The following is a 21,215-nucleotide window of genomic DNA, read 5'->3' on the forward strand; positions in this document are numbered from 1 at the left end:
TTCATCTAGGTTATATTCAAATACTTTTTTAGTCACAGTAACACTCCCTTTTTACTCGCTATTAGTTTAGCACATTGATCTGCTCTTGACTCATTATTTCGCCGACAGTGTCATCAAATGTAAAAAAGAAAACTTGGATAGACTGGCTGAGTTCCGCCATTAATTCATACATAGTTGCTTTTCGACTGCTGTCAAAATTCACAAAGCCATCGTCAATCAGAATGGGTAAATTGGCGATATCAGCAGTGTTTTTTATAAAGGCAAACCGCATGGCAATATAAAGTTGCTCCACTGTTCCTTGCGATAATTCAAACGGCTCATAAATTGTTCCACTTGCATGTTGGACCTTAATGCCTGATTTTCTAAAAATAATTCGACGGTAGTTACCTGCTGTCAGTCGGACAAAGTAATCCGTCATATCATCTAATAATAATGGTAGCCGATCATCCTTGCCGTAACGCAGTGTTTCCTCTAACCATTCGGCCGCGACTACTTTTTTGGCCCAGTCAACAATCATGTCGCGCATTTCTGTTTCAGCAACCGCGTACTCTTGTAGAAGCGTGCTATAAGTGCCACCCTCCTCAAGCAAACGAATCTCATGTTGGCAGCTGACTTCTTCTTTTTGAAGCCGTTTAATGTCCTCTTGAATAACAACTAAATGATTCTTATGATTAGCCAGACGCTTCAGTGCTTGCTCTTTATCAGGATAACGCTTGAATAGCGCCTCTTTATCATGCAGCTGCTCATCTAAAAACTTCTGCCGTCTCTTTTGTTCAGCCTGTTGGTCTTTAGCATGAAGCAAGTTATAAAATTCCGCTTCCGTTTCGACCTTAGCTGCTTCCAAAATATCTTGTCGTTCTGTCAGATGCTTAGCTAAACTCGCTTCTAAATCCGCTTTTTGTTCGGTAATAGCCGCTAACTTTTCTTCAGCATGCTTAGCCATATTTTCTTCTAAAATGAGCGCTTGGCGTAGCTCCGTAAACTGCCCGACAAAATCACTGCGAGATAGGTGAGTTAAGCCTAGCTGCTGACGAATAAAATCAGCGTCTTCAAACCATTGATCTAAGCTGGCCTCAATAAGAGCTTGCTTTTCACTGATGGCACTTAACTTCTGCTCACGCTCCGCAATTTTTTGAGCTGGTTCTTCCCTTACTACCGTTTCCAGTGAAAAATTCAACGGATAAGCCGCCTGATTGAGCCACTCTCGTTGATTATCTTTTTCCTTTTCAAGCGCCAATTCCAATTCTTCTTGGCGGTTCAGCAGTTGAATAAAGCTCTCCTGTTCGCCTTGCTCCTCCACTGTCAATTCCTTGAGCCGCTCTCTCAGAGCAGCTTGCTGAATGTAATCAGCCATATTAAATTCATCAGTTGGATGATTAGTCATCACCTTAGCTTTTTTAGAGAAATAAACCCCTGCACCAACAGAAAGTACAGCAGCTCCAATCGCGACCAGTCTTAGTGCCGGCGCAAAAATAGCAATCATAGTAGCGATAATCGCCACTACGAAACTAACCATCATCGGAATAGATAGGCTATTTGATTGCACGTCAGCCTTTCCTTGTTCTGCTTTCGATTGCCAGTCTTTAAAGCGACCTTCATCCCAACGGTCAGCCGAAAGTTCTTTTATCTTCATTTCTAAAGAAGCTAACTGATTTTCTTTTTGACTAATCACTTGGTTGAGGTTAGTTAAGTCATGATAAATCTGCTTTTCTTTTTCAAGTAAGGTCTCTGCTATTTGCATCTCTTCTGCCGTTAATGGCTGAAGTATTTGCTCTGAGTGAAGTCCCATTGCCCGCTTAAAGAGAATCAGCTCAGCTTCTTCCTCTTTTCGGTTCTTTTCTAAAAAGAGACTCTCATTGAACGCGCTGGAAATTTTAGTAAAAGCATGATTAAGACTATCCCATTCGGCTTGATGGTCACGATACCACTTAGCTTGGCTGAAGTCGTCTAATTCTTTCAAACTTTGTTTTTCTTGCTCTTGCAAGGCAGTTTGCTTGTTTAATTCCTCAGCTATCTTTTCTTGCAGCCATTCCCAACGTTGACGAACATTGGGTGGCAGATGACTAGCATCCACAGCTGAAATCTCTTGTTCAAGTTGGCGCCATTCTAGATAATAATCATTCAAACGAATGGCTTCACTTAAATCACGATTTTCCGCTTCCCATTTTTCTTGCTTTTGACTTAACTTAGCTAGCTCATCTTGAATGTCAGCTGCTCTTACTAATAGGCCTTCATAATCGCGATTTTTTGCTTTCGCATCTTGCAATTGAAGCCATTTGTTCTCCGTTTCCTTAATTTTCTGATTAAGGGGCGGCTTCGTTCCTGTTGGTAAAAATTCTTTTTTAGCATCTTTACGGTAATCTTCAGCAATTTGTAAGAGCTGTTCACTGCCGCTAGTGCCAATGCCTAATAAATAACGGTTCAAATCTTCTTTCTTAACACGTGACAGATCCAGCAAACGGTCAATTTTAAAGACATAGAGCAACTCATAGGTTTGACGATCAACACCTAACAAATAAGAGGCTAAATGATCGACAACTTCTTGTTGACCATTTTCATGGGTAAGAACTGCCTTACCACGGTTGCGATCCTTCATCCGTTCGACAATTACCTTGCCAAACCGTGTGCCGCTGAGAAACAAGCGGCCACCATAGCTGTCTCCTTGTTTAGGCAGATACAGATTGCTATCTTTCTTACGGGCAGATGGAAAACCAAAAAAGATGGTTTGGATAAATGAAGACAAGGTACTCTTACCAGCCTCGTTATCCCCAAGAAAAACCTGTAAATCAGTTAGCTGATCGAATGTCTGTTGTGACCACTTACCGTAGCCGTAAATGTCAATGGATTCAATTTTCAACTTGTTTCGTCACCTTCTTCAAACGCAATGTCTTCAAACAATAAGTTACGTGCCGATTGAATAATCGTTTCAGCTAACTCCTCGTCCTGTTCCAACTCACTAAACCGACCTCTCATACTTGGATGTTTAAACAGGTCTTGTAAAATTGTCTGTAAGTAGTCCTTTTCCCTAAATGCATGACCACTTTTTTCAAAGCTAGCTTGCATGGCCTCATCATAACGGAATAAAAATTGCTCCTTTAGCGGATTGAGCGACAAATGGTAGAGATAAATGCCTTTGTCCGATTGCTGTTGGTTAAATCCTTCCAACAAGTCGCCCTCTTTAATTCGTTCCAATAAGTCTTTAGAGAGACCATCATAATCATCGAAACGAATCGATAACAAGACTGTCTTCTTCGCTTCTGATGCTCTTTCTAAACAGCCTTCAATTTCAGCGTAAACGCTTTGTAAGCTAGATAATCCTTTCAACGACAACTGTTGTTCTTTCCAAACGATAGGAGCTGTTTCGATAAAGGTCATGGTTGGTTCGCTGCCTTTTTCCAACTCAACTAAATAAACGCCCTTATCGCCACTTTCATTCGGATTTCGCCCTTGTGTATTACCTGAATACGCTACTATTGGCTGCTGGTTCAAAACTTCCCGCTTATGAATATGCCCTAAAGCCCAATAATCATAAGAGCGTTCAAGTAAATCCGCCATAGAAAAAGGCGCATAAACGTCCTCCTTTGAAGCGGATCCTTCAAAGAAACCATGCAACATACCGATATGATAATCGACTGCTCGTTTCCGACTCGGATAATGGTTAATCATCCGCTCTTTCACCCAACGTGATGGGTAACTAAAGCCACTAATAGCAACCCGTTCTTGGCTGGCAGTCGTTAATAATTGGGTTTCCACCTCTGTTTTAAAAATAGAGACATTATCTGGCATCTGAATTCTTAAACTGTCTCTCCCCATAAAATCATGATTACCGTGTAAAAGATAAACCGGAATATGTGCTGCTTGAAGTCGTTTCATCTGTTCTCGAAAGAATGACTGTGCTTTGACACTTTGATTTTCCCCGTCATAGATATCTCCGCAAAGTAAGACGAAATCCGTTTTTTTTTCGATAGCTGTTGTGACAATTTTTTTAAAAGACGCAAATGTTGATTGATGAATAGCGTCAAATAAAGAAGGATGCATTTTTTTCAGTCCTTTAAAGGGACTGTCCAAGTGCAGGTCAGCTGCATGGATAAAACGAATCATCTTCTCACCTCTTTCAATTAGATCTGTAGTCAAATAAAAAAGCTTTGCCTTTTTAACGAAACTGGCTTCTCCAAGCCAGCTCCGTATCAAAAAGACAAAGCCTAGATGTTTATGTTAAGCTATTATGCTTCGTTTTGTGGTGCATTTTCTGCATACATTTCTTGCAATGGGCGAACAATAATTTTGTTGATATCTTCGATAACAACGCTCAATTGTTGTTCTGCAGTCATCATGCCTTTGATCAATTCATTGGTTGATGCACGACCAGCAATGTCTTGTGCTTCTTGAATAAACTCATCAGTTAGTCCTTCACCGCTCATTTGTTTCATTTGGATTTCTTGTTGAACACGAGTGAAGTCTGCAAATAATTGTGCTGCTTCCTCATCTTTAGTAACTGCTTTGTATGACTCTGTGAGTTCAGCAAATGCAGGTTGTTCACGCAATGCGCTTTCTAATTCGTAGGCGATATCATAAATATTTTTCATCATGTCAGTCCTTTGCAATTTTCTTTCTTAATCATACCATTAATGGTAATCAATTTCCATAAAAAAGCCGAAAATATGTTCGTTTTTTCTTTTTTTTTAGCGGAAGAAATCAACAGCTCGGTTAAACCATTCTTTTGATTTTTCCTCTACTTTTCCACCAAACTCCGTAAACTGATCAATGAAGCCATCCACTCGATCAACCCAACTGCTTTCAGGGGTTTGATTACCCAATTCCTCATCAACAGTTCCGACTGCGAAGGTCGTACTTGGGCTCACATTAAGTAAATTCCCCATCTCATTACTAAATAAGTTGTAGAACATCATCCCAATGTCACTCAAGTTATTTTCTTTAGTTGTTTCGTCAAAACCAATCCATGTTGCCACCGTAATATCTGGCGTATAAGCGATCATCCATTTCGTCCGATCGTAAGGCCCATCTTCTCCAATAGCCTCAGACGTCCCCGTTTTACCAGCGACTTGCATGCCATTATAAGGTTGCGCGCCATAACCCGTTCCACCCGGCGCATAAACACCAAGTAAAATCGACGTCATTTTATTAGCGATTTCCGAAGATACCACACGCGTTGTTTGAACAGCCGTATTGTCGACCACCACTGCACCAGTCGCATCCACAATTTTCGTAATAATACGCGGATCTGCTCGCAAACCATCATTAGCAAACGTTGAATACGCACTCGCCATTTGAAGTGGCGACACCCCATCCATATCCCCAAGGGCAATATCGCCGTAAATTTTATCTTCTTCACGAACAGGAATCCCAAACTGAGCCAATTTGTTAACGGCCTTGTCAATGCCCATTTTATCGAGCAAATAAACTGCCGTCGTATTTTTACTTTCTACAATCGCTCGGTGCATGGGAATTTCTGCATACGCACTGTAACGGTCATAATTCTTAACATCATAATCAGTTGGCCCATATGTCAGCGTGTCATCATCCATAATCATACTGTCCACATCATATCCTGCTTCTAGTGCAGGTGTATAAATAGACAATGGTTTAATGGTTGAAGCTGGTGGCACACTCATTTGAGTGGCACGGTTAAATCCACGGAACGTGTGCTCACCGCGCCCACCTACCATTGCTAACACGTCACCAGTTGACGGCTCAATAGCAACTGACGCACTTTGCATCAGTGTACCATCCGCACCGTCAATAAAATAAGCATAATCATAGGTTTGGTCCATTTGGTATTGGTAATCTTGATCTAAACCTGTATAAATTTTATAGCCACGATTCAATAAATCTTCCTCATCAATACCGTAAGTGTAAACTGCTTCTTCAATAACCGCATCAAAATAATAAGGATAATTATAGCTAGAGTATGAGGCATAGTTATCATAAAGATAGATACCTTCCGCCATAGCCGCATCCGCTGTTGCTTGATCAGTAAAGCCATTATCAGCCATCAATTGTAAAACTGTATCACGGCGGTTAATGCTCGCTTCATAATCATCAATTGGATTATACAAGCTCGGGCCTTTTAACATAGCGGTTAAAACAGCCGCTTCTGAAAGAGTGACCTCTGAAGCTGATTTACCAAAGTATTTTTGCGACGCATCTTCCACACCCCATACCCCGTTTCCGAAGTAGGAATTATTCAGATACATCTCTAAAATCTCTTCTTTTTCATACTTTTTCTCAATTTCAAAGGCTAAGAATAACTCTTTTGCCTTTCGAATTAGTGTCTGATCCAAGGTTAAATAAGCATTTTTCGCTAGCTGCTGGGTAATAGTTGAGCCACCACCTGTAATCGCTCCTCGGTTTAAAACAATGCCAACTGCGGCACGAGCAATCCCAATCGGATCGACCCCTTTATGGGTGTAAAACCGTTTATCCTCTGTTGAAATAACGGCATCCTGAATATAAGGTGAAATGTCCTGTAAGGTAGTAAACGTGCCTTTTTGAGAATAAAGTTCCCCTGCTTCTTGGCCGTAACGGTCGTAGACAACAGTCGTTTGTTCTAAACCTGCCCTTAAGTTTTCCACATCAGCAGTTTTGGCTAAATAAACCAAATAACTGCTCCCTATTAAAACGCCTATTAAGGAGACAAGTACCACTAACTTATTAACACGATAGCGTCGCCAAAAGTTTTTCAATTTAGCATACAACTGCGACAGCCATTTTTTTATTTTTTCTTTCCATTCATTTTTCATCATCGTCATCCTTTAATAAAAAACAATCTACTTACCTACCATCTATTCTAGCCCTTTTTCCTCGACTTTCAAACCGACTTTAGTTGTATGTGACTAATATTTTCGCTGAATCAATGAGTCACCATTGCAAATTTATCGATTTGATTTATAATTTTATCATAGTTTATATTAAATAAGGCTAATTTTTTGTTAAATTGTTGATAGGTGGGTGATGACATGGGGCAGTGCCAAACAAAAGTAAAAGAATGATAGACCAAAACCAAGCATGGAAGATGTTTGCTTTTGGTCGTTTCCACACCCTATCTTTACCTACCAGAAGCTTTCTTACACCTATTTCATAAATTGAAATAGCACTATTAGGAGGTGACGCTCAGTTTCTGAGCCCAACATATGTCAATAACAAGTGGATTAATTTTGTTTTTTGTTATTTTATTTATCGCATCATTTTTCGTAATGTCCGAGTACGTCTTAGTAAGGATTCGTCCGTCACGTCTCGACTTTTTAATTAATAATGGAAACAAACAAGCTCAAATCTTAAAAAATATGACCGTTAAACTCGACACTTATCTATCTGCCACCCAACTCGGTATAACGATTACATCATTAGGTCTTGGTTGGTTGGGTGATCCAACCTTTAAACGGATTTTTGATCACTTACTAGAAAATTTTACTCTGCCACGTCAAGTATCAACGTTTTTGTCATTTGTCATTTCCTTCGTGATTTTGACGGCTATTCAAGTTATTATCGGTGAACTAGTTCCAAAAAACATTGCCATTACAAAAACCGAACAACTTGGGCTAAAACTAGCACGAGCATTAAATAGTTGGTACAAAGTGATGTATCCCTTAATTTTCATTTTAAATAAAACGGCCAATGGTATTTCAAAAGGACTTGGTTTCCAAACGTTCTCAGAATCTGATGATAATGTTTCCGAAGAGGAGCTACGTATGATTATGAGTGAAAGTTTGAAGAGTGGCGAAATTAACCATGAAGAATACCAATATGTTGAAAATGTGTTTGACTTTGATGAACGTATGGCTCGTGAAATTATGGTACCACGTACAGAAATGGCTGTATTGTGGGCTGAAGATTCCTTAGAAGATATTGCAGCAACTGTTCAAAAAGAGCGCTATACCCGTTATCCCGTTGTTGAAGGCGACAAGGATAACATATTAGGAACTATTAATGCTAAGGAAATTTTCGCTGCTTATATTGAAGCCGTTCAAACTGGCACGACTGAACAGTTTGATATTCACGAATATGTTCGTCCTGCCATCACTGTTTTTGAAACACTGCCAATTAAAGAATTGTTAGTGAAAATGCAAAAAGAACGTAATCAATTAGCTATTTTAATTGATGAGTATGGTGGAACAAGTGGCTTAATCTCTATTGAAGATATTGTCGAAGAAATTGTTGGTGACATTTCAGATGACTTTGAAACGGAAGAAACACCTGAATTTATCCAACTTGCTGAAAACCACTACCGCATCAGCGCTCGTATGCTGATTGACGAAGTAAATGAAGTCTTTGGCTTAGCGATTGAAGAAGATAACGTCGATACAATTGGCGGCTGGATTCTCAATGAAAAATACGACATTCAAGTCGGTCAAGATATTCACTACAAAGGGATTTTATTTAAAGTCATTCAAAAAGAGAAAAATTCAATTGAATTAATTGATGTCTTTATCAATCACAAACCTGCTATCGAAGACGACGCAGAGTAACTAAAAGAGCTTGGGCTAACGTCCCAAGCTCTTTTTATTTGTCTGGCTGTACGATACAGCTAGATTTTTTTGGCTGTATCTTACATTCACGGTCCAAAAGGTACGATACAGGTCACCGACCATATGCTGTATCGTACATTTGACTAGCTAAGTGTAAGATACAGCTGTTTTTTTCGAACTGTATCCCACACCAGTCTACAAAAAACTCCTTCACCACTTAGAAATGGCGAAGGAGCTTATAATCGTTACTTATTTTGATGTCTTTTCAATAAAGTCATGGTCATTTGGTTGGCGACCAAAACGAGTTTCCACATTAATGTCAGCAATTTTCGCCATATCCTCTTCCGTTAGCGCAAAATCAAATAAATTAATATTTTCCGCAATACGTCCAGGATTCACAGACTTAGGAATAATGACTGTTTGGCGATCAATGTGCCAGCGCAACACAACTTGTGCAGGTGTTTTGCCATAGCGATCACCGATTTCTTTCAATACGGGATGCAATAGCAAGTCACTCTTGCCTTGGCTTAGTGGTCCCCATGCTTGGTGAACGATGCCTTCTTTTGCCATATACTCATGTAATTCATCTTGTGGGAAATAAGGGTGGGTTTCAACTTGGTTAATCATCGGTTTGATGGTCGCGTACTCTTTCATTGATTCCAAATGCTCAATGGTAAAGTTAGACACACCAACCGCCTTAATTTTGCCAGCTTTGTACAATTCTTCCAAAGCTTGCCAAGTCCCTTTCACATCCAAACCGTACCAATGAATCAGATATAAATCTAAATACTCTGTTTGAAGCTTATCAATACTTTCTTGGAAAGCTTGTTTGGTTTTTTCATAGCCTTGCATGTTGTTCCAAACTTTTGATGTTAAAAATAAGTCTTTACGGCACACATCGCAGTCTTTCAAAGTTTGACCTAACACTGCTTCATTACCATAAGCCGCTGCCGTGTCAAAATGACGGTAGCCAACTTGGATGGCTTGTTTTACTGCCCAAGCCGTTTCATTTTCATCTTCCATTAAAAACACACCTAATCCGACTTGAGGGATCGCTATGCCGTTATGTAACGTAATTGTTGACACTGTCATATTGTCCACGTCCTTATTACTTAATGATTATATGTTTATCAAGTTCATCTTGCTGGCTAAAGAAAGGCACTAAATCTTCTATTAATGTTGGTAGTTTTCCTCTTTCATCGCTCTCCATCGTCCAAACCAATAATGGTTCATGTAAACTCAAACGCAGAATAAACCAGCCTTCACCATATTTTCCACTGAAGTTAGCACGAACACCTTCAAGATGATCTTCAATTAATTCAATATCATCTTTTCCTCTTAAAAAGTCCTTAAAGTCGCTAATAATCCGGTTCCCGTTTTCAACAATCGGACCCTTCTCAATGACAAAGCGGTACTCAGTTGTTTCAACCGCTTGTTTCAAATCAATAATCAAATCGCTTAGTGATTTGCCTTCTGCCAACAATGCCGCGTCCGCCATCAGTAGCTTTGCAACTAAATAAGCACCATCATCTAAAAAATAGTTTTCTTTCATAGCAGCATGTCCGCTTGTTTCAATCGCCAAAACAGCATTATCGCCAGCTTTATCCAGTGCAATAGCACGGTTAATCACATTACGATAACCCGTCAGGTAAAGGTCGTGCTTACCACCGCGGTCAGCTAAGAACTGCCCTAGATGTTTGGATGTCGCCGAGTTTGTAACAATTGTTGCACCAGCTTGTTCCTTTAATAAAACAGCTGAAATTAAGGCAATTAGATTGTTACGGTTAAGCGCTTGGCCGTTAGAATCAACGAGCGCTGAACGGTCAACGTCAGTATCAAATATAATACCCAAATCGGCATTCGATTTCAAAACAGCTTCTTTTAAGCTGTTCATAGCTTCTTTATTATCTGGATTAGATTCATGATTAGGAAAGCGACCATCTGGATCTAAAAATTGACTGCCACTTGTGTCAGCTCCTAAAACGTTCAGAACTTGCTCAACGAAAAAGCCGCCTGCCCCATTTCCTGCATCCACAACAATGTGGCGACCAGTTAATGGTTTATCTGGATTTTCAGACTGCTTAATTCCGTTACGGATTTTCTCCACTAAGTCTTTGGCATAAACAGACAAGAGGTTTTGATGACTAACTGTCGCAAGTTGCCCAGTAGTTTGTTCCTCTGAGTAGTCAGCCGCCAAGGCTAAAATCGCTTCGATATCCTCATGCTCTGCCCCACCTGTTGGTGTAAAGAACTTCAATCCGTTATATTCAAATGGCAAATGGCTAGCTGTAATCATAATTGCGCCATCAACCTTAAACTCATCATAGAGAGTTGCCATAAACATAGCCGGCGTCGTCGCTAAACCGCAATCAATAATATGCAAGCCTTCTGACTGCATGCCCTCGATGAGGCCCTCTTTCAGCTCATCGCCTGATAAACGGCTGTCCTGACCAATCGCAATCGTTAACGAATTAGAGTGACCCATTCGACTCTCTAACCATGTTACAAAGGCATAACCAATCTGGCGCGCCCGTTCTTTTGTTAGATTAGCCTGATGTTTCTCCGTACTAATCGCAATTCCTCGAATATCTGATCCATTTCGTAAAGCAAGTAAATCTGTGTCTACTGACATCCATCCATCACTCCTTTGAAAATAGTAAATCCATTATACCTCTTTTAGGTGGCGATTTCATTGCAAAGATTAGCTAAGAGACTTTATAGGATCCTCCAATAAAAAAAGACGTTAGGAAATCATTCCTAAACGCCTTTTTTCGTCTTAAAAACGTGCTTCAAAAGGCAACCCCGACATGCGTTTCCCAAATAATGCTCGGATGGTCTACGACCACCCTGTGATTATTCGGTCCAACGATTCGGGGCTAAACACCTTTTATCGCACTCTCTATTTTTTTAATTTATCATTTTCATAGACATGGCTTTTTTCTAATTGAGGAAAGCCTTGTTGGCGAAGTGCTTCATAAACAATCATACATGCTGTGTTTGACAAGTTTAACGACCGTACATGCTCGTCATTCATCGGAATACGTATGCAATCTGCTTCATGCTCATGCATAAATTCTTCCGGCAGACCGGTTGTCTCTTTCCCAAAAATAAAGAAAACATCTTCATCAGCAGTATAATCTACATCTGAATAGGTCTTTTCAGCAAATTTCGTAATCAAATACAATTTGCGATGTCCAACAAACTCTAAAAATGCTTCTAAGTTGTCATGAGTGTAGATTTCAACCTCATTCCAATAATCCAGTCCCGCACGTTTCAAATGCTTATCATCAATCGAAAAGCCAAGCGGTTTGATTAAATGCAACGGACTGTTTGTAGCAGCGCAAGTTCTTGCAATATTCCCAGTATTTGCTGGGATTTGTGGTTCAAATAAAACGACATGGTTAGTCATTAATACAGTCTCCTTCATTGCCTATTCGGCTAATTCTTCCAATTTATTTAATGCTTTCTCAATTTCAAGACGGGCCTCTTCATCAGCTTCTTTTTCCAATATTTCCTTGAAAAAATCAAGCATATCCGTCGTCACCTCTCGTAAAATCTGACTAATCGCCCAAGCCGATGTTGCCCGAATGACAGGTCGACTATCTTGTTCCATCAACTGCAGTAGCTGCGGGATAGCTGTTCGGTCTCGGTAGTTTGCTAGAGCAATAATGGCGTTTCGTTGCAAGGGTTTCTTGCCGCGCCAAGAGCCTGCTAAGCCACCAAAACGCGCTTTGAAATCGCGGTTAGAAATAGTCAGCATCGGTTGTAAAACTGGTGTTTCCCGGTCTGGTTCGGGCTCCATTTCTGGATGCAAGTGGAAATCTTTGCCCCGATTATAAGGACAGCTTTGTTGGCAAATATCACAGCCATAAATTACATGGCCCATTTTTTTACGGAACTCTTCTGGCATATTACCCTTCGTTTGCGTTTGGAAGGATAGACAGACTTTAGGGTTCAACTCACCGTTGCCCAGTAAGGCACCCGTCGGACAAGCAGTCACACATCGCATACAGTCCCCACATCCAAAAACACCCGGTGCATCTGGTTCGAAGGGAATATCGGTAATAATTTCTCCCAGATAAACGTAAGTTCCAAACTCCTCCGTAATTAAAAGTCCGTTTCGACCAATAAACCCAAGTCCTGCACGTTGAGCAACAACCGTATCAATCAATTCTCCCGTATCGACCATTGGCTTAAAGCGAGCATCTGGAACCCGTTCTTGAATAAATGCAACCAGTTGATTCATCTTATCCCTTAAAATCGTATGGTAATCTGTTCCCCACGATGCTCTAGCAAATGATCCACGCCTTTCCCCTTTTACTCGTTCGGGTTTTTCAAGTGGCTTACTTGGATAAGCCAAAGCAATCGACATAATGGATTTAGGTTGATCAAAAATAAGTTCTGGATAGAGTCGTTCGTCTATAACTTGATGTTCGAAGCCAGATGTATGACCTTTTGCATGTTGTTCCAAAAGAGGTTCTTTCATATAATCAAAAGGATCAGCAGTTGTAAAACCGATCTTATCAATACCGATTTTCTGACATGCTTCCTTAATTTCTTCTTTCAAAACAGCATTCATCATTGACTCACCTTCCTTCATATTCTTTTTCAATAGTATATCATTAATAAAAACACAAAAAAACGTACAGATTCGGTGATAGACACGGCAAACCAATACGTTGGATGATTCATTTTGTATTAATGTATAATGGCAATGATACTAGAAACAAAATGATAGTAACAGTATAGCAAGCTAACATGAACTTGTAAATATCTTTTATGTCTATACATAACTTTTATCAATGTCAGCGTCAAGCTTTTTTTTGCCCCACGAGAATTGACATCGAAACCGTCATGCTTTCCAATGGATTCTTCAACAAAGCTTGTCGCTTGTCCTCCGTTATGTGCCAAGTTAATGGTGTCATATCAACTAACCAAGAAAAAGCTTCTTTTGTAACAGGGACTTCATAAGTCACATGATCATGTAAGCAATTTGGATAGGCCTCTTTAAAGCGATTAATCACCAAATCATTTTCATAATGCTGCTTGTCATCGTCTGCCCCATATAAGCGTTGACGTAATTCAATCAAGTAGTCCGAATCAGGAACCACCTTCACCACTAAACCACCTGGCTTTAACAAACGATCGAACTCTTCATAATGAGATGGCGATAAAATATTGATGATGGCGTCAAATTGCGTTTTGGCGAATGGTGACTGAGCCAAATCAGCTACACAAAAAAAGCCGTCGTCAAAGAAATGACTGGCTGCCAATTGAATGGCATCTTTGGAAATATCAAAACCAATTTTAGCCCCACTCAATCCTTGTTGGTTTAAATAATGTAAATGCGACCCTTCTCCACAACCAACATCTAACACAGCTTCAATCGATCGACTTTCTAGTTTTTCTTTTACCACATTCAACATCGGATGGAAAAAGCCAGTCGCGGCTAAATTTTTTCGACTCGTCAGCATGACTTTATCGTAATCATTTTGGCCGCCTTTCATCAATAGATGGAGGGTGCCTTTTTTTGACAAATCAAACTGGTGATTGGCCACACAATTCAAACTTGTTCCAATGACTGCCTCAAACGCTTGTTGGCAAACCGGACACTGGAACAAGTCTAAGTGTTCTTCTAAAAATAACGCACTTAATTCAATTTTTTTCACCTTAAAACTCCTTCAAAAGCAATTACATCTATTTTACTATACTTCTTCATGATAGACAGAGAAGTTTTCCCAAACTTTTGGATTAGCTGTATTGAACCAGGTTAATACAGCTAATACAAAAGTAAAGGAAACAGCGATGACGATCAAAACTTTAATTAAATGACCTTCGTCATTTTGGAAAGAGAACAAACTTGCTAGTTTAGGATTCTCTAAATAAAAACATTGCAAACCTAATAATCCAGCCGCCCCGAGAGCTGCCATTACAAGACTTGCACCTAAAATATAACAGAAATGAGCTCGAGAAACCATTATACGAGGTCTTTTTATAAATAAGAAAAGCGGACAAGTCCGCCTTGGCCTATGAAAAAATAGGAAATTTGACCCTGAATGAGCAGCGAAGCGCGCAATGGGGCAAATTTATCTTTTTTTCAGTAGGCCAGGACTTGGGAGCTAGACATTGATGGCTGAACTTATAATCCCCTAGTCTATCAAAAAAAATGGACCGAGAGTAGAATCTCAGTCCATTTTTACTGATTAGTGAGTTGCGCCGCCTACTGCTTTTAAATCTTCCTTACCATGAAATTCAACCATGGCTTCAAGAGCAGCTGTCAGCCCTTTGGCAATGTCTTCAATACTCATCGCCGGTTTTTCAGGTTTATCGACAACTTGTTCTGGAATAAACGGAACATGGATAAAGCCTGCTTGTGTTCCTGGCAATTCCTTCTCAGTCAGATAAAGAGCTTGGTACATGATGTGGTTGCAGACAAATGTTCCTGCTGTATTCGATACTGCTGCTGGTATACCTGCTGCTTTTATACGGTCAACCATAGCTTTAATCGGTAAGGTTGAGAAGTAAGCAGAAGCCCCATCCGCTTGAATCGGAACATCAATCGGTTGATTGCCTTCATTATCTTCAATGCGGGCATCATCTTGGTTGATTGCCACACGTTCAGGTGTTAAAGCAAAGCGTCCACCCGCTTGCCCTACACATAGAATCATATCTGGATTAATCTCCAAAGCTTTTTCACGCATCGTTTCAGCAGATTTATGGAAAACAGTTGGAATTTCCAATTTAACAATTTCTGCGCCAGCAATCTCGTCAGCTAATAATTTCACCGCTTCAAGAGCTGGATTAATTTTTTCTCCTCCGAAAGGATCAAATGCTGTTACTAAAATTTTCATGGTCTATTTCCTCCTTTAATTAAAATGCCCAGAAATACATCAAGGCAATATGAACAACAATTAAGACTAGGGCGATTGGTGTTTGAGCTTTAATAACACCATTTGGATTTTTCATTTCCAATAAGGCTGCTGGAAGTGCATTGAAGTTAGCTGCCATTGGTGTCATTAATGTTCCACAGAATCCAGCCGTCATCGCTAAGGCACCGGCAATAACTGGATCTGCTCCTTGCGCAATCACAAAAGGTACCCCAATACCCGCTGTAATAACCGTAAAGGCTGCAAAGCCATTCCCCATAATCATGGTAAAGATAACCATACCTAAAACATAGGCAATAACGCCAACGAAACGATTTCCTTCCGGTACAAAACCAGAAATCATTTCCGCAATCACATCGCCTACACCAGCTGTCGTAAACAACACACCTAAGGCTGCCAACAATTGCGGTAAAATACCAACAGTTCCCACTTGTTGAACCATGCGGTCAGATTCTTTTAAGGTTAGTTTCGGCGAAGCTTTGAAAATGAGCATAGCTAATACAAGCGATAACACGGCCGCAAATCCAATCCCAACTTGACCGCCAAACGGTGTGAATTGGGCAATTAAAACAGCTGCGATAGCGAGCATAACAGCTGGCAAGAAAACCTTGTTGGAAAATTTCTTAGCATAAAGAGCCTGTTCTTCATCAGAATTCGATTCAATCTTGCCAAGTTTTACCTGTTTAAATAAAGTCAAAGCACCCATAGCTAGCAAGAAAGCACCGCTAATAGCATTTGGAATGATTTTTCCACCTGCAAACAATAAGCCGAGTAAAATCCAAAATGCAGCCGTTCCTAGACGAGCAGGATGATCTTTTTGACGTAAAACACAAAATGCCGTGTAGAACAACTGTAGTCCAATTAAAATATAGAACAATTCAAGCAATAACGGTACTAACGTTTCTGTAATGTATTCTGCAGACATAATTAGTCATCCCCCTTTTGATTGTTAGCACGTTTTTTATATTTACGTTCTAACTTTTTATCAATTCGCAAATAATTTAGGGATGCTAAAAGTAACGCAATCAGTGCCACAGGAATCGAAGCTTGTGCCACCGCAACCGGAGAAATATCGTAACCTAACGATTCCATCGTACCTGAAATTAACAAGACACCTGACGCTGCAATAAAGGTATTTTGAGCGAAAAAGTTCCCAAAGTTTTCTGAAGCAGCCGCTTGTGCTTTTAATAAATCCACATCATCTTCATCTAGCTCACCATATTTCGTTTGGGCAGCAGCTTGAACCATTGGATCTACAATAGGACGTACAAACTGCGTTTGCCCTTGAACACGAATAGAGAAGAAAGCAGCAATCTCACGAATCACTTGATAAATAATCAACATAATCCCTGATGTTAACCCATTAATTTTTTGAATCAAATTAGTCGCTTGCGCCTTTAAGCCAAAATGTTCGGACAAACCGATCATTGGCAAGGTTAGTAAAAACAAAGTAACTAAGCGATTATCAACAAATGCCTTCCCTAAAATTTCTAGAATTTCAACAAAGGAAATCCCCGATACTAATCCTGTTACAACTGCAGCAATTAATACAACTGCAATCGTATCTAACTTTAATAAAAATCCTATGACAATAATGACAATACCTATTAATTTAATCCATTCCACGGTAACCCACTCCTATCGTTTCTTAAACAACACACTGGCTAGAACGCCGAATAAACACCCAAACACTAAGCCCAAGAGCATTTTGTCTATTGCAACACCAACAGCTAAGCCGATTCCAATCCCAATTGGCAACCAGTAAGTAGTTGCTGACCCAGTTTGTTTATTTTCAGTAATATCTTCAATAGAATGATCCGTTATAAGTTCATCTTGTTTGACTTGGTCAGCTGCTTTCTCTTGTTCAGATAATTTATTGTCGTTCTTCCTCATCACACTTCCTCCTTTTCTTACTAGTTCAATTATAACAAATTCATTAGGACTTAAAAAATAATTAACACCTAGAATCCGAATGTATGAAAATAGACAAAAAAAAAGCTGGAAACCCAGCTTTTTGACTACTTATATTAATCTAGAATTCGATCACCCATCATCGCTTCCATAAAGCCCCATACCCCATTTGTCAGGGCTAGTTTTTCTTTATCATCTAGCGACACTTGTTTCCGAATCTTATCCTCATTATTATTCAAGACCTTGCTCGCCCAGTTAGGATCAATCAATAGCGAACGCCCAACTGCTACGATGTCCGCATATTCTAGAAGAGCTTCCGCATCCTTTCTTGTTCGGACATCACCAACACCGATCAACGGCAGACGCCCATTTATTTTTTCATAAACGTAAGCTAGCATGCTCTTGTCTTGATAGTCGGTGCTCTGTGATATTTTTGTATAGTCGTTCAAAGAAATATGGAGGTAGTCGAGCGGTTTGTTGGCCAACTGATTCACCAAATATAAGCTGTCCTCGAAGCGAATCCCCGGTGTTTCATACTCTTCAGGTGAAAAACGATAGCCAACGATAAAATTTTTCTGTCCGCTTTCGTCAACAGCCGCTGTTACTGTATCAACTAAGTGATTGATAAAGTTAAAGCGCTTATCTAGGCTACCTCCCCACTCGTCATTTCGTTGGTTAGAGTGTGGCGAGAAGAACTGCTGAATCAAGTAAGTATTAGCGCCGTGCAGCTCAACACCGTCAAAGCCCGCCTTCATCGCACGGATCGTCGCTTCTTTAAAGTCCTGAATCACTTGGAGTATCTCATCATGCTCTAGTGCTCTAGGTGTCTCAGCATCCGGACGTTCTGCTGCTATAGCGCTGGCTGAAACAACTTGAAGCCCTCTTGTAACAGTTGAATTGGTCATACGACCACCATGGAAAATTTGGAGAATCGCTTTAGTACCACTTTGTTTAATGGTAGACGCTAAACGAGACAAAGCTGGAATAAATTTATCATCATAAACACCAAGCTCGCCTTCCCAACCTTTCCCTACTTCTTGAACATTAGCTGCTGCAGTAATGACTGCTCCTAGTTCACCAGAGCGAAGCGCATAATAATCCAGCTCATCCTTGGTCACAACGCCATCATAGAAACTCATTTTTGTTGTCATCGGCGCCATAACAAGCGGATTTTTTAATTCTAAACCACGTGAAAACGTTACTTTTTGATTAATATTAGTCATCCTCAACTCTCCCTATTTAGTTCTTACTTACTATTTTATCGTGAAAGAGCTAGGATTACCAATTGAGTACTAGTTAATTTCGGTTGACGTTGAAAGACTTGCTTTCAGATAGATCTTAACGGCACTCATAGCCGCAATAACAATTAAAATCAGCGCGCCACTAATCAATAACCCCACATTCCCATCTAGTGGATTAATAGCCTGCAAAGCAGCAATTTTAATCGGAGCAGACGCAATCGCAATATTATTCCCGATCAATAAAAGCGAGGTATTACGCTCCTTATTCCCATCATCATTTTGATTGACCTGATTCATCAAGAAAGGGAAAAAGGTTCGTGCCGAAAACCCACACAAAATGACTGCCACCCCATCAGTAAGAAGATTTGATGAGTATGCAAATAACAACATCCCTAATGACAAGCTTAATAAGGAAATCGGTATCGTCCATTTTTTAGTGGTAAGTGTGACTTTTGAAAATAAAAGTCCAGCAGCCATTGCTCCTAAACCGATTAAAGCGAGTAAATTACTACTGCTTGTCGCACTTCCATAGCCTTTCTCCATTAAAATAGCCGTTATTTTGACACCAACGACCATATATAAACTCATCGCTACGACTACCAATAACATTTGTCTCCAAATTGGAGATGACGATTGATCAGCTGTTTTATGTTTCATTACTGGCTTATCCTTTACTTGAATACGAGGTACAAAAATCATGAACAAGACTAAAACTGGAATCGCCAATAGATGGACAAAAAAGGAATTGCGCCAGCCATTAACGAGCAACAGTCCTACTATAAAGGTTGAAAACATCCCACCTAACCCTTCACAAGCACTCTGTAAACCAATTACCTTCGCTAATTCATCACCTTCAAAAAAAGTTGTCGCAAATGAAAAAAGCAAAGGATGAAACAAACCAATCCCAACACCGAATAACACGCGACTCAATGCTAATAACCAGATCGAATGGAAGTAATATGGTAAGACACCTGCAACTAATAATAAGACGATTCCAAAAATAACAAGACTCTTATAGCCCACTATTTTGGCTAATCGATGACTAAATAATACTGTTAAAATGGTCAATAATGACGGCATCGTCATCATAAATTCAATCATAACGCTGTTGATCTGTGGATATTCTGCAATAATAGACGGCAAGTTAGCTGTGATAGCTCCAGCCGTTGTAACCAATAAAGAAACTGATAATAAACCTACTTTTAATAATAAGCGCATCTCATCATCTCGATTCCATTTATAATAAAGCGTTTTCTTTATTATAAATGAACGACCCTATAGCTCGACAATAGCTACGAATCCTTTTCAATTGACCCAAACCTCTTACATCGCTTAATTTTGTCGATTGGAGGAAGTTCAGGGACTATTTTCAGTTTCTATTAACTCATTTTGCTGTTTTGAGTGAATAGAAGTGATTTTTTTTGATTTCTATTCACTTTCATTCTATCTTTAAACACAAAAAAAGACTCAGAAAGAGAAATCTTCCTGAGTCTTACCGTTATATTATAACTGGGGTAGCTGGATTCGAACCAACGAGTGACGGAGTCAAAGTCCGTTGCCTTACCGCTTGGCTATACCCCACTAAAAGAGGGCGACTGATGGGAATCGAACCCACGAATGCCGGCGCCACAAGCCGGTGCGTTAACCACTTCGCCACAATCGCCAAAATTCAAAACAGGGGTAGCAGGAATCGAACCCACACCAACGGTTTTGGAGACCGTTGTTCTACCTTTAAACTATACCCCTATTATGAGTAAAATTATGGAGGGGGGCAGATTCGAACTGCCGAACCCGAAGGAGCGGATTTACAGTCCGCCGCGTTTAGCCACTTCGCTACCCCTCCAGATGGCTTGGGACGGAATCGAACCGCCGACACCTTGAGCTTCAATCAAGTGCTCTACCAACTGAGCTACCAAGCCTTAAATAAAAATTTACTTGAGTATTAATTCTAACATAGTCACTGTTACGAAACAAGTAAAGACGGTTCCGACGGGATTTGAACCCGCGATCTCCTGCGTGACAGGCAGGCATGTTAACCCCTACACCACGGAACCAATGGAGGTTAACGGGATCGAACCGCTGACATCCTGCTTGTAAGGCAGACGCTCTCCCAGCTGAGCTAAACCTCCATGATATAAACAATTTAAGGAAACACTATGAACTTTGTCCAAGTGTATCATGTCTGTAATGTCGCTAAAGCGTCAACAGCCATGATAATGACCCGTACGGGATTCGAACCCGTGTTACCGCCGTGAAAGGGCGGTGTCTTAACCGCTTGACCAACGGGCCATATTTAAAAATAAGCTAACGGAGAGTAAGGGATTCGAACCCTTGAGACAGTTTCCCGCCTACACGATTTCCAATCGTGCTCCTTCGGCCTCTCGGACAACTCTCCAAGTATAAAATGCCAAAACTTAAATTTTTCCAAAAAAAAAGAAAAACTCCGCAAGTAGGACTCGAACCTACGACATCTTGATTAACAGTCAAGCGCTACTACCAACTGAGCTATTGCGGAATAATATATTAAAAAAATATATGCGCGGCAGCGTCCTACTCTCACAAAGGGAAACCCTTCACTACAATCGGCGCTAAGAAGCTTAACTTCTGTGTTCGGGATGGGAACAGGTGTGACCTTCTTGCCATCGCCACCGCACATATTGTCATGGCTGTTGCTGCTAGCAGTTTACAGA

At 40.3% G+C, this 21,215-nt stretch carries 17 protein-coding genes, 10 tRNA genes and 1 rRNA gene; 1 reads left to right on the plus strand and 27 read right to left on the minus strand.

What is annotated here, in order from left to right; genetic code table 11:
• Window positions 1-61: 61 nt before the first annotated feature.
• The 4 genes from BW721_RS05435 to BW721_RS05450 all read right to left on the minus strand — a co-directional run bounded on the left by BW721_RS05435 (window position 62) and on the right by BW721_RS05450 (window position 6,770).
• Window positions 62-2,857, minus strand: coding sequence for an ATP-binding protein (locus tag BW721_RS05435; RefSeq protein ID WP_076766881.1), 2,796 nt, complete (start codon window positions 2,855-2,857; stop codon window positions 62-64).
• Window positions 2,854-4,101 carry a metallophosphoesterase family protein gene (locus BW721_RS05440; protein ID WP_076766883.1) on the minus strand — a complete coding sequence of 416 codons (1,248 nt, stop codon included), beginning with the start codon at window positions 4,099-4,101 and terminating at the stop codon, window positions 2,854-2,856. Before BW721_RS05440 ends, BW721_RS05435 begins: the two co-directional genes overlap by 4 nt.
• A 122-nt stretch (window positions 4,102-4,223) precedes the next feature.
• Window positions 4,224-4,586: a YlbF family regulator gene (locus tag BW721_RS05445; RefSeq protein ID WP_198031410.1), complete on the minus strand. Its 363-nt coding sequence runs from the start codon at window positions 4,584-4,586 to the stop codon at window positions 4,224-4,226.
• A gap of 96 nt (window positions 4,587-4,682) precedes the next feature.
• Window positions 4,683-6,770: a PBP1A family penicillin-binding protein gene (locus BW721_RS05450; protein ID WP_076766887.1), complete on the minus strand. Its 2,088-nt coding sequence runs from the start codon at window positions 6,768-6,770 to the stop codon at window positions 4,683-4,685.
• A gap of 381 nt (window positions 6,771-7,151) precedes the next feature.
• Between BW721_RS05450 and BW721_RS05455 the strand changes: the two genes are divergently transcribed.
• Window positions 7,152-8,486: a hemolysin family protein gene (locus tag BW721_RS05455; protein ID WP_076766889.1), complete on the plus strand. Its 1,335-nt coding sequence runs from the start codon at window positions 7,152-7,154 to the stop codon at window positions 8,484-8,486.
• A gap of 249 nt (window positions 8,487-8,735) precedes the next feature.
• On the opposite strand, the gene BW721_RS05460 is transcribed toward BW721_RS05455, so the two are convergent.
• From BW721_RS05460 to rrf, 23 genes are all read right to left on the minus strand, one after another.
• Window positions 8,736-9,578, minus strand: coding sequence for an aldo/keto reductase (locus BW721_RS05460; protein WP_076766891.1), 843 nt, complete (start codon window positions 9,576-9,578; stop codon window positions 8,736-8,738).
• Between the two features lie 16 nt (window positions 9,579-9,594).
• Window positions 9,595-11,118 carry a hypothetical protein gene (locus BW721_RS05465; RefSeq protein WP_076766893.1) on the minus strand — a complete coding sequence of 508 codons (1,524 nt, stop codon included), beginning with the start codon at window positions 11,116-11,118 and terminating at the stop codon, window positions 9,595-9,597.
• 267 nt (window positions 11,119-11,385) lie between these two features.
• Window positions 11,386-11,895, minus strand: coding sequence for a tRNA (uridine(34)/cytosine(34)/5-carboxymethylaminomethyluridine(34)-2'-O)-methyltransferase TrmL (trmL, locus tag BW721_RS11780; protein ID WP_156892193.1), 510 nt, complete (start codon window positions 11,893-11,895; stop codon window positions 11,386-11,388).
• Between the two features lie 21 nt (window positions 11,896-11,916).
• Entirely contained in the window at window positions 11,917-13,068 is a 1,152-nt protein-coding gene (gene queG, locus BW721_RS05470) for a tRNA epoxyqueuosine(34) reductase QueG (protein WP_156892194.1), read from the minus strand.
• A 229-nt stretch (window positions 13,069-13,297) separates the two neighbouring features.
• Window positions 13,298-14,155 carry a methyltransferase domain-containing protein gene (locus BW721_RS05475; protein ID WP_076766895.1) on the minus strand — a complete coding sequence of 286 codons (858 nt, stop codon included), beginning with the start codon at window positions 14,153-14,155 and terminating at the stop codon, window positions 13,298-13,300.
• Window positions 14,156-14,191: 36 nt separating this feature from the next.
• Entirely contained in the window at window positions 14,192-14,464 is a 273-nt protein-coding gene (locus tag BW721_RS05480; RefSeq protein WP_156892195.1) for a hypothetical protein, read from the minus strand.
• A 225-nt stretch (window positions 14,465-14,689) separates the two neighbouring features.
• A complete protein-coding gene (pcp, locus tag BW721_RS05485) occupies window positions 14,690-15,337 on the minus strand; it encodes a pyroglutamyl-peptidase I (RefSeq protein ID WP_076766899.1) in 648 nt (215 codons plus the stop codon).
• Window positions 15,338-15,356: 19 nt separating this feature from the next.
• Window positions 15,357-16,298 carry a DUF979 domain-containing protein gene (locus BW721_RS05490; RefSeq protein WP_083686789.1) on the minus strand — a complete coding sequence of 314 codons (942 nt, stop codon included), beginning with the start codon at window positions 16,296-16,298 and terminating at the stop codon, window positions 15,357-15,359.
• A 2-nt stretch (window positions 16,299-16,300) separates the two neighbouring features.
• Complete coding sequence (locus tag BW721_RS05495) at window positions 16,301-16,999, minus strand: DUF969 domain-containing protein (RefSeq protein WP_076766902.1); 699 nt, start codon at window positions 16,997-16,999, stop codon at window positions 16,301-16,303.
• Window positions 17,000-17,011: 12 nt separating this feature from the next.
• Entirely contained in the window at window positions 17,012-17,266 is a 255-nt protein-coding gene (locus BW721_RS05500; protein ID WP_076766905.1) for a hypothetical protein, read from the minus strand.
• A gap of 134 nt (window positions 17,267-17,400) precedes the next feature.
• Complete coding sequence (locus BW721_RS05505; protein WP_076766906.1) at window positions 17,401-18,507, minus strand: NADH-dependent flavin oxidoreductase; 1,107 nt, start codon at window positions 18,505-18,507, stop codon at window positions 17,401-17,403.
• 69 nt (window positions 18,508-18,576) lie between these two features.
• On the minus strand, window positions 18,577-19,743 hold the full coding sequence (locus BW721_RS05510) for an MFS transporter (RefSeq protein WP_076766908.1): 1,167 nt from the start codon (window positions 19,741-19,743) through the stop codon (window positions 18,577-18,579).
• A gap of 291 nt (window positions 19,744-20,034) precedes the next feature.
• Window positions 20,035-20,106: transfer RNA gene (locus BW721_RS05515), tRNA-Gln, on the minus strand.
• Window positions 20,107-20,115: 9 nt separating this feature from the next.
• Window positions 20,116-20,188: transfer RNA gene (locus tag BW721_RS05520), tRNA-His, on the minus strand.
• A 12-nt stretch (window positions 20,189-20,200) separates the two neighbouring features.
• Window positions 20,201-20,271 (minus strand) — tRNA-Trp (locus BW721_RS05525).
• Window positions 20,272-20,287: 16 nt separating this feature from the next.
• Window positions 20,288-20,368 (minus strand) — tRNA-Tyr (locus BW721_RS05530).
• Window positions 20,369-20,371: 3 nt separating this feature from the next.
• Window positions 20,372-20,444: transfer RNA gene (locus BW721_RS05535), tRNA-Phe, on the minus strand.
• Between the two features lie 62 nt (window positions 20,445-20,506).
• A tRNA-Asp gene (locus BW721_RS05540) sits at window positions 20,507-20,579 on the minus strand.
• A gap of 2 nt (window positions 20,580-20,581) precedes the next feature.
• Window positions 20,582-20,654: transfer RNA gene (locus tag BW721_RS05545), tRNA-Val, on the minus strand.
• Window positions 20,655-20,742: 88 nt separating this feature from the next.
• A tRNA-Glu gene (locus BW721_RS05550) sits at window positions 20,743-20,814 on the minus strand.
• 19 nt (window positions 20,815-20,833) lie between these two features.
• Window positions 20,834-20,920, minus strand: a tRNA-Ser gene (locus BW721_RS05555).
• 46 nt (window positions 20,921-20,966) lie between these two features.
• Window positions 20,967-21,040: transfer RNA gene (locus tag BW721_RS05560), tRNA-Asn, on the minus strand.
• 22 nt (window positions 21,041-21,062) lie between these two features.
• A 5S ribosomal RNA gene (gene rrf, locus BW721_RS05565) occupies window positions 21,063-21,178 on the minus strand.
• Window positions 21,179-21,215 lie beyond the last annotated feature (37 nt).

Source organism: Jeotgalibaca sp. PTS2502 (assembly GCF_001975685.1).
Taxonomy (GTDB): domain Bacteria; phylum Bacillota; class Bacilli; order Lactobacillales; family Aerococcaceae; genus Jeotgalibaca; species Jeotgalibaca arthritidis.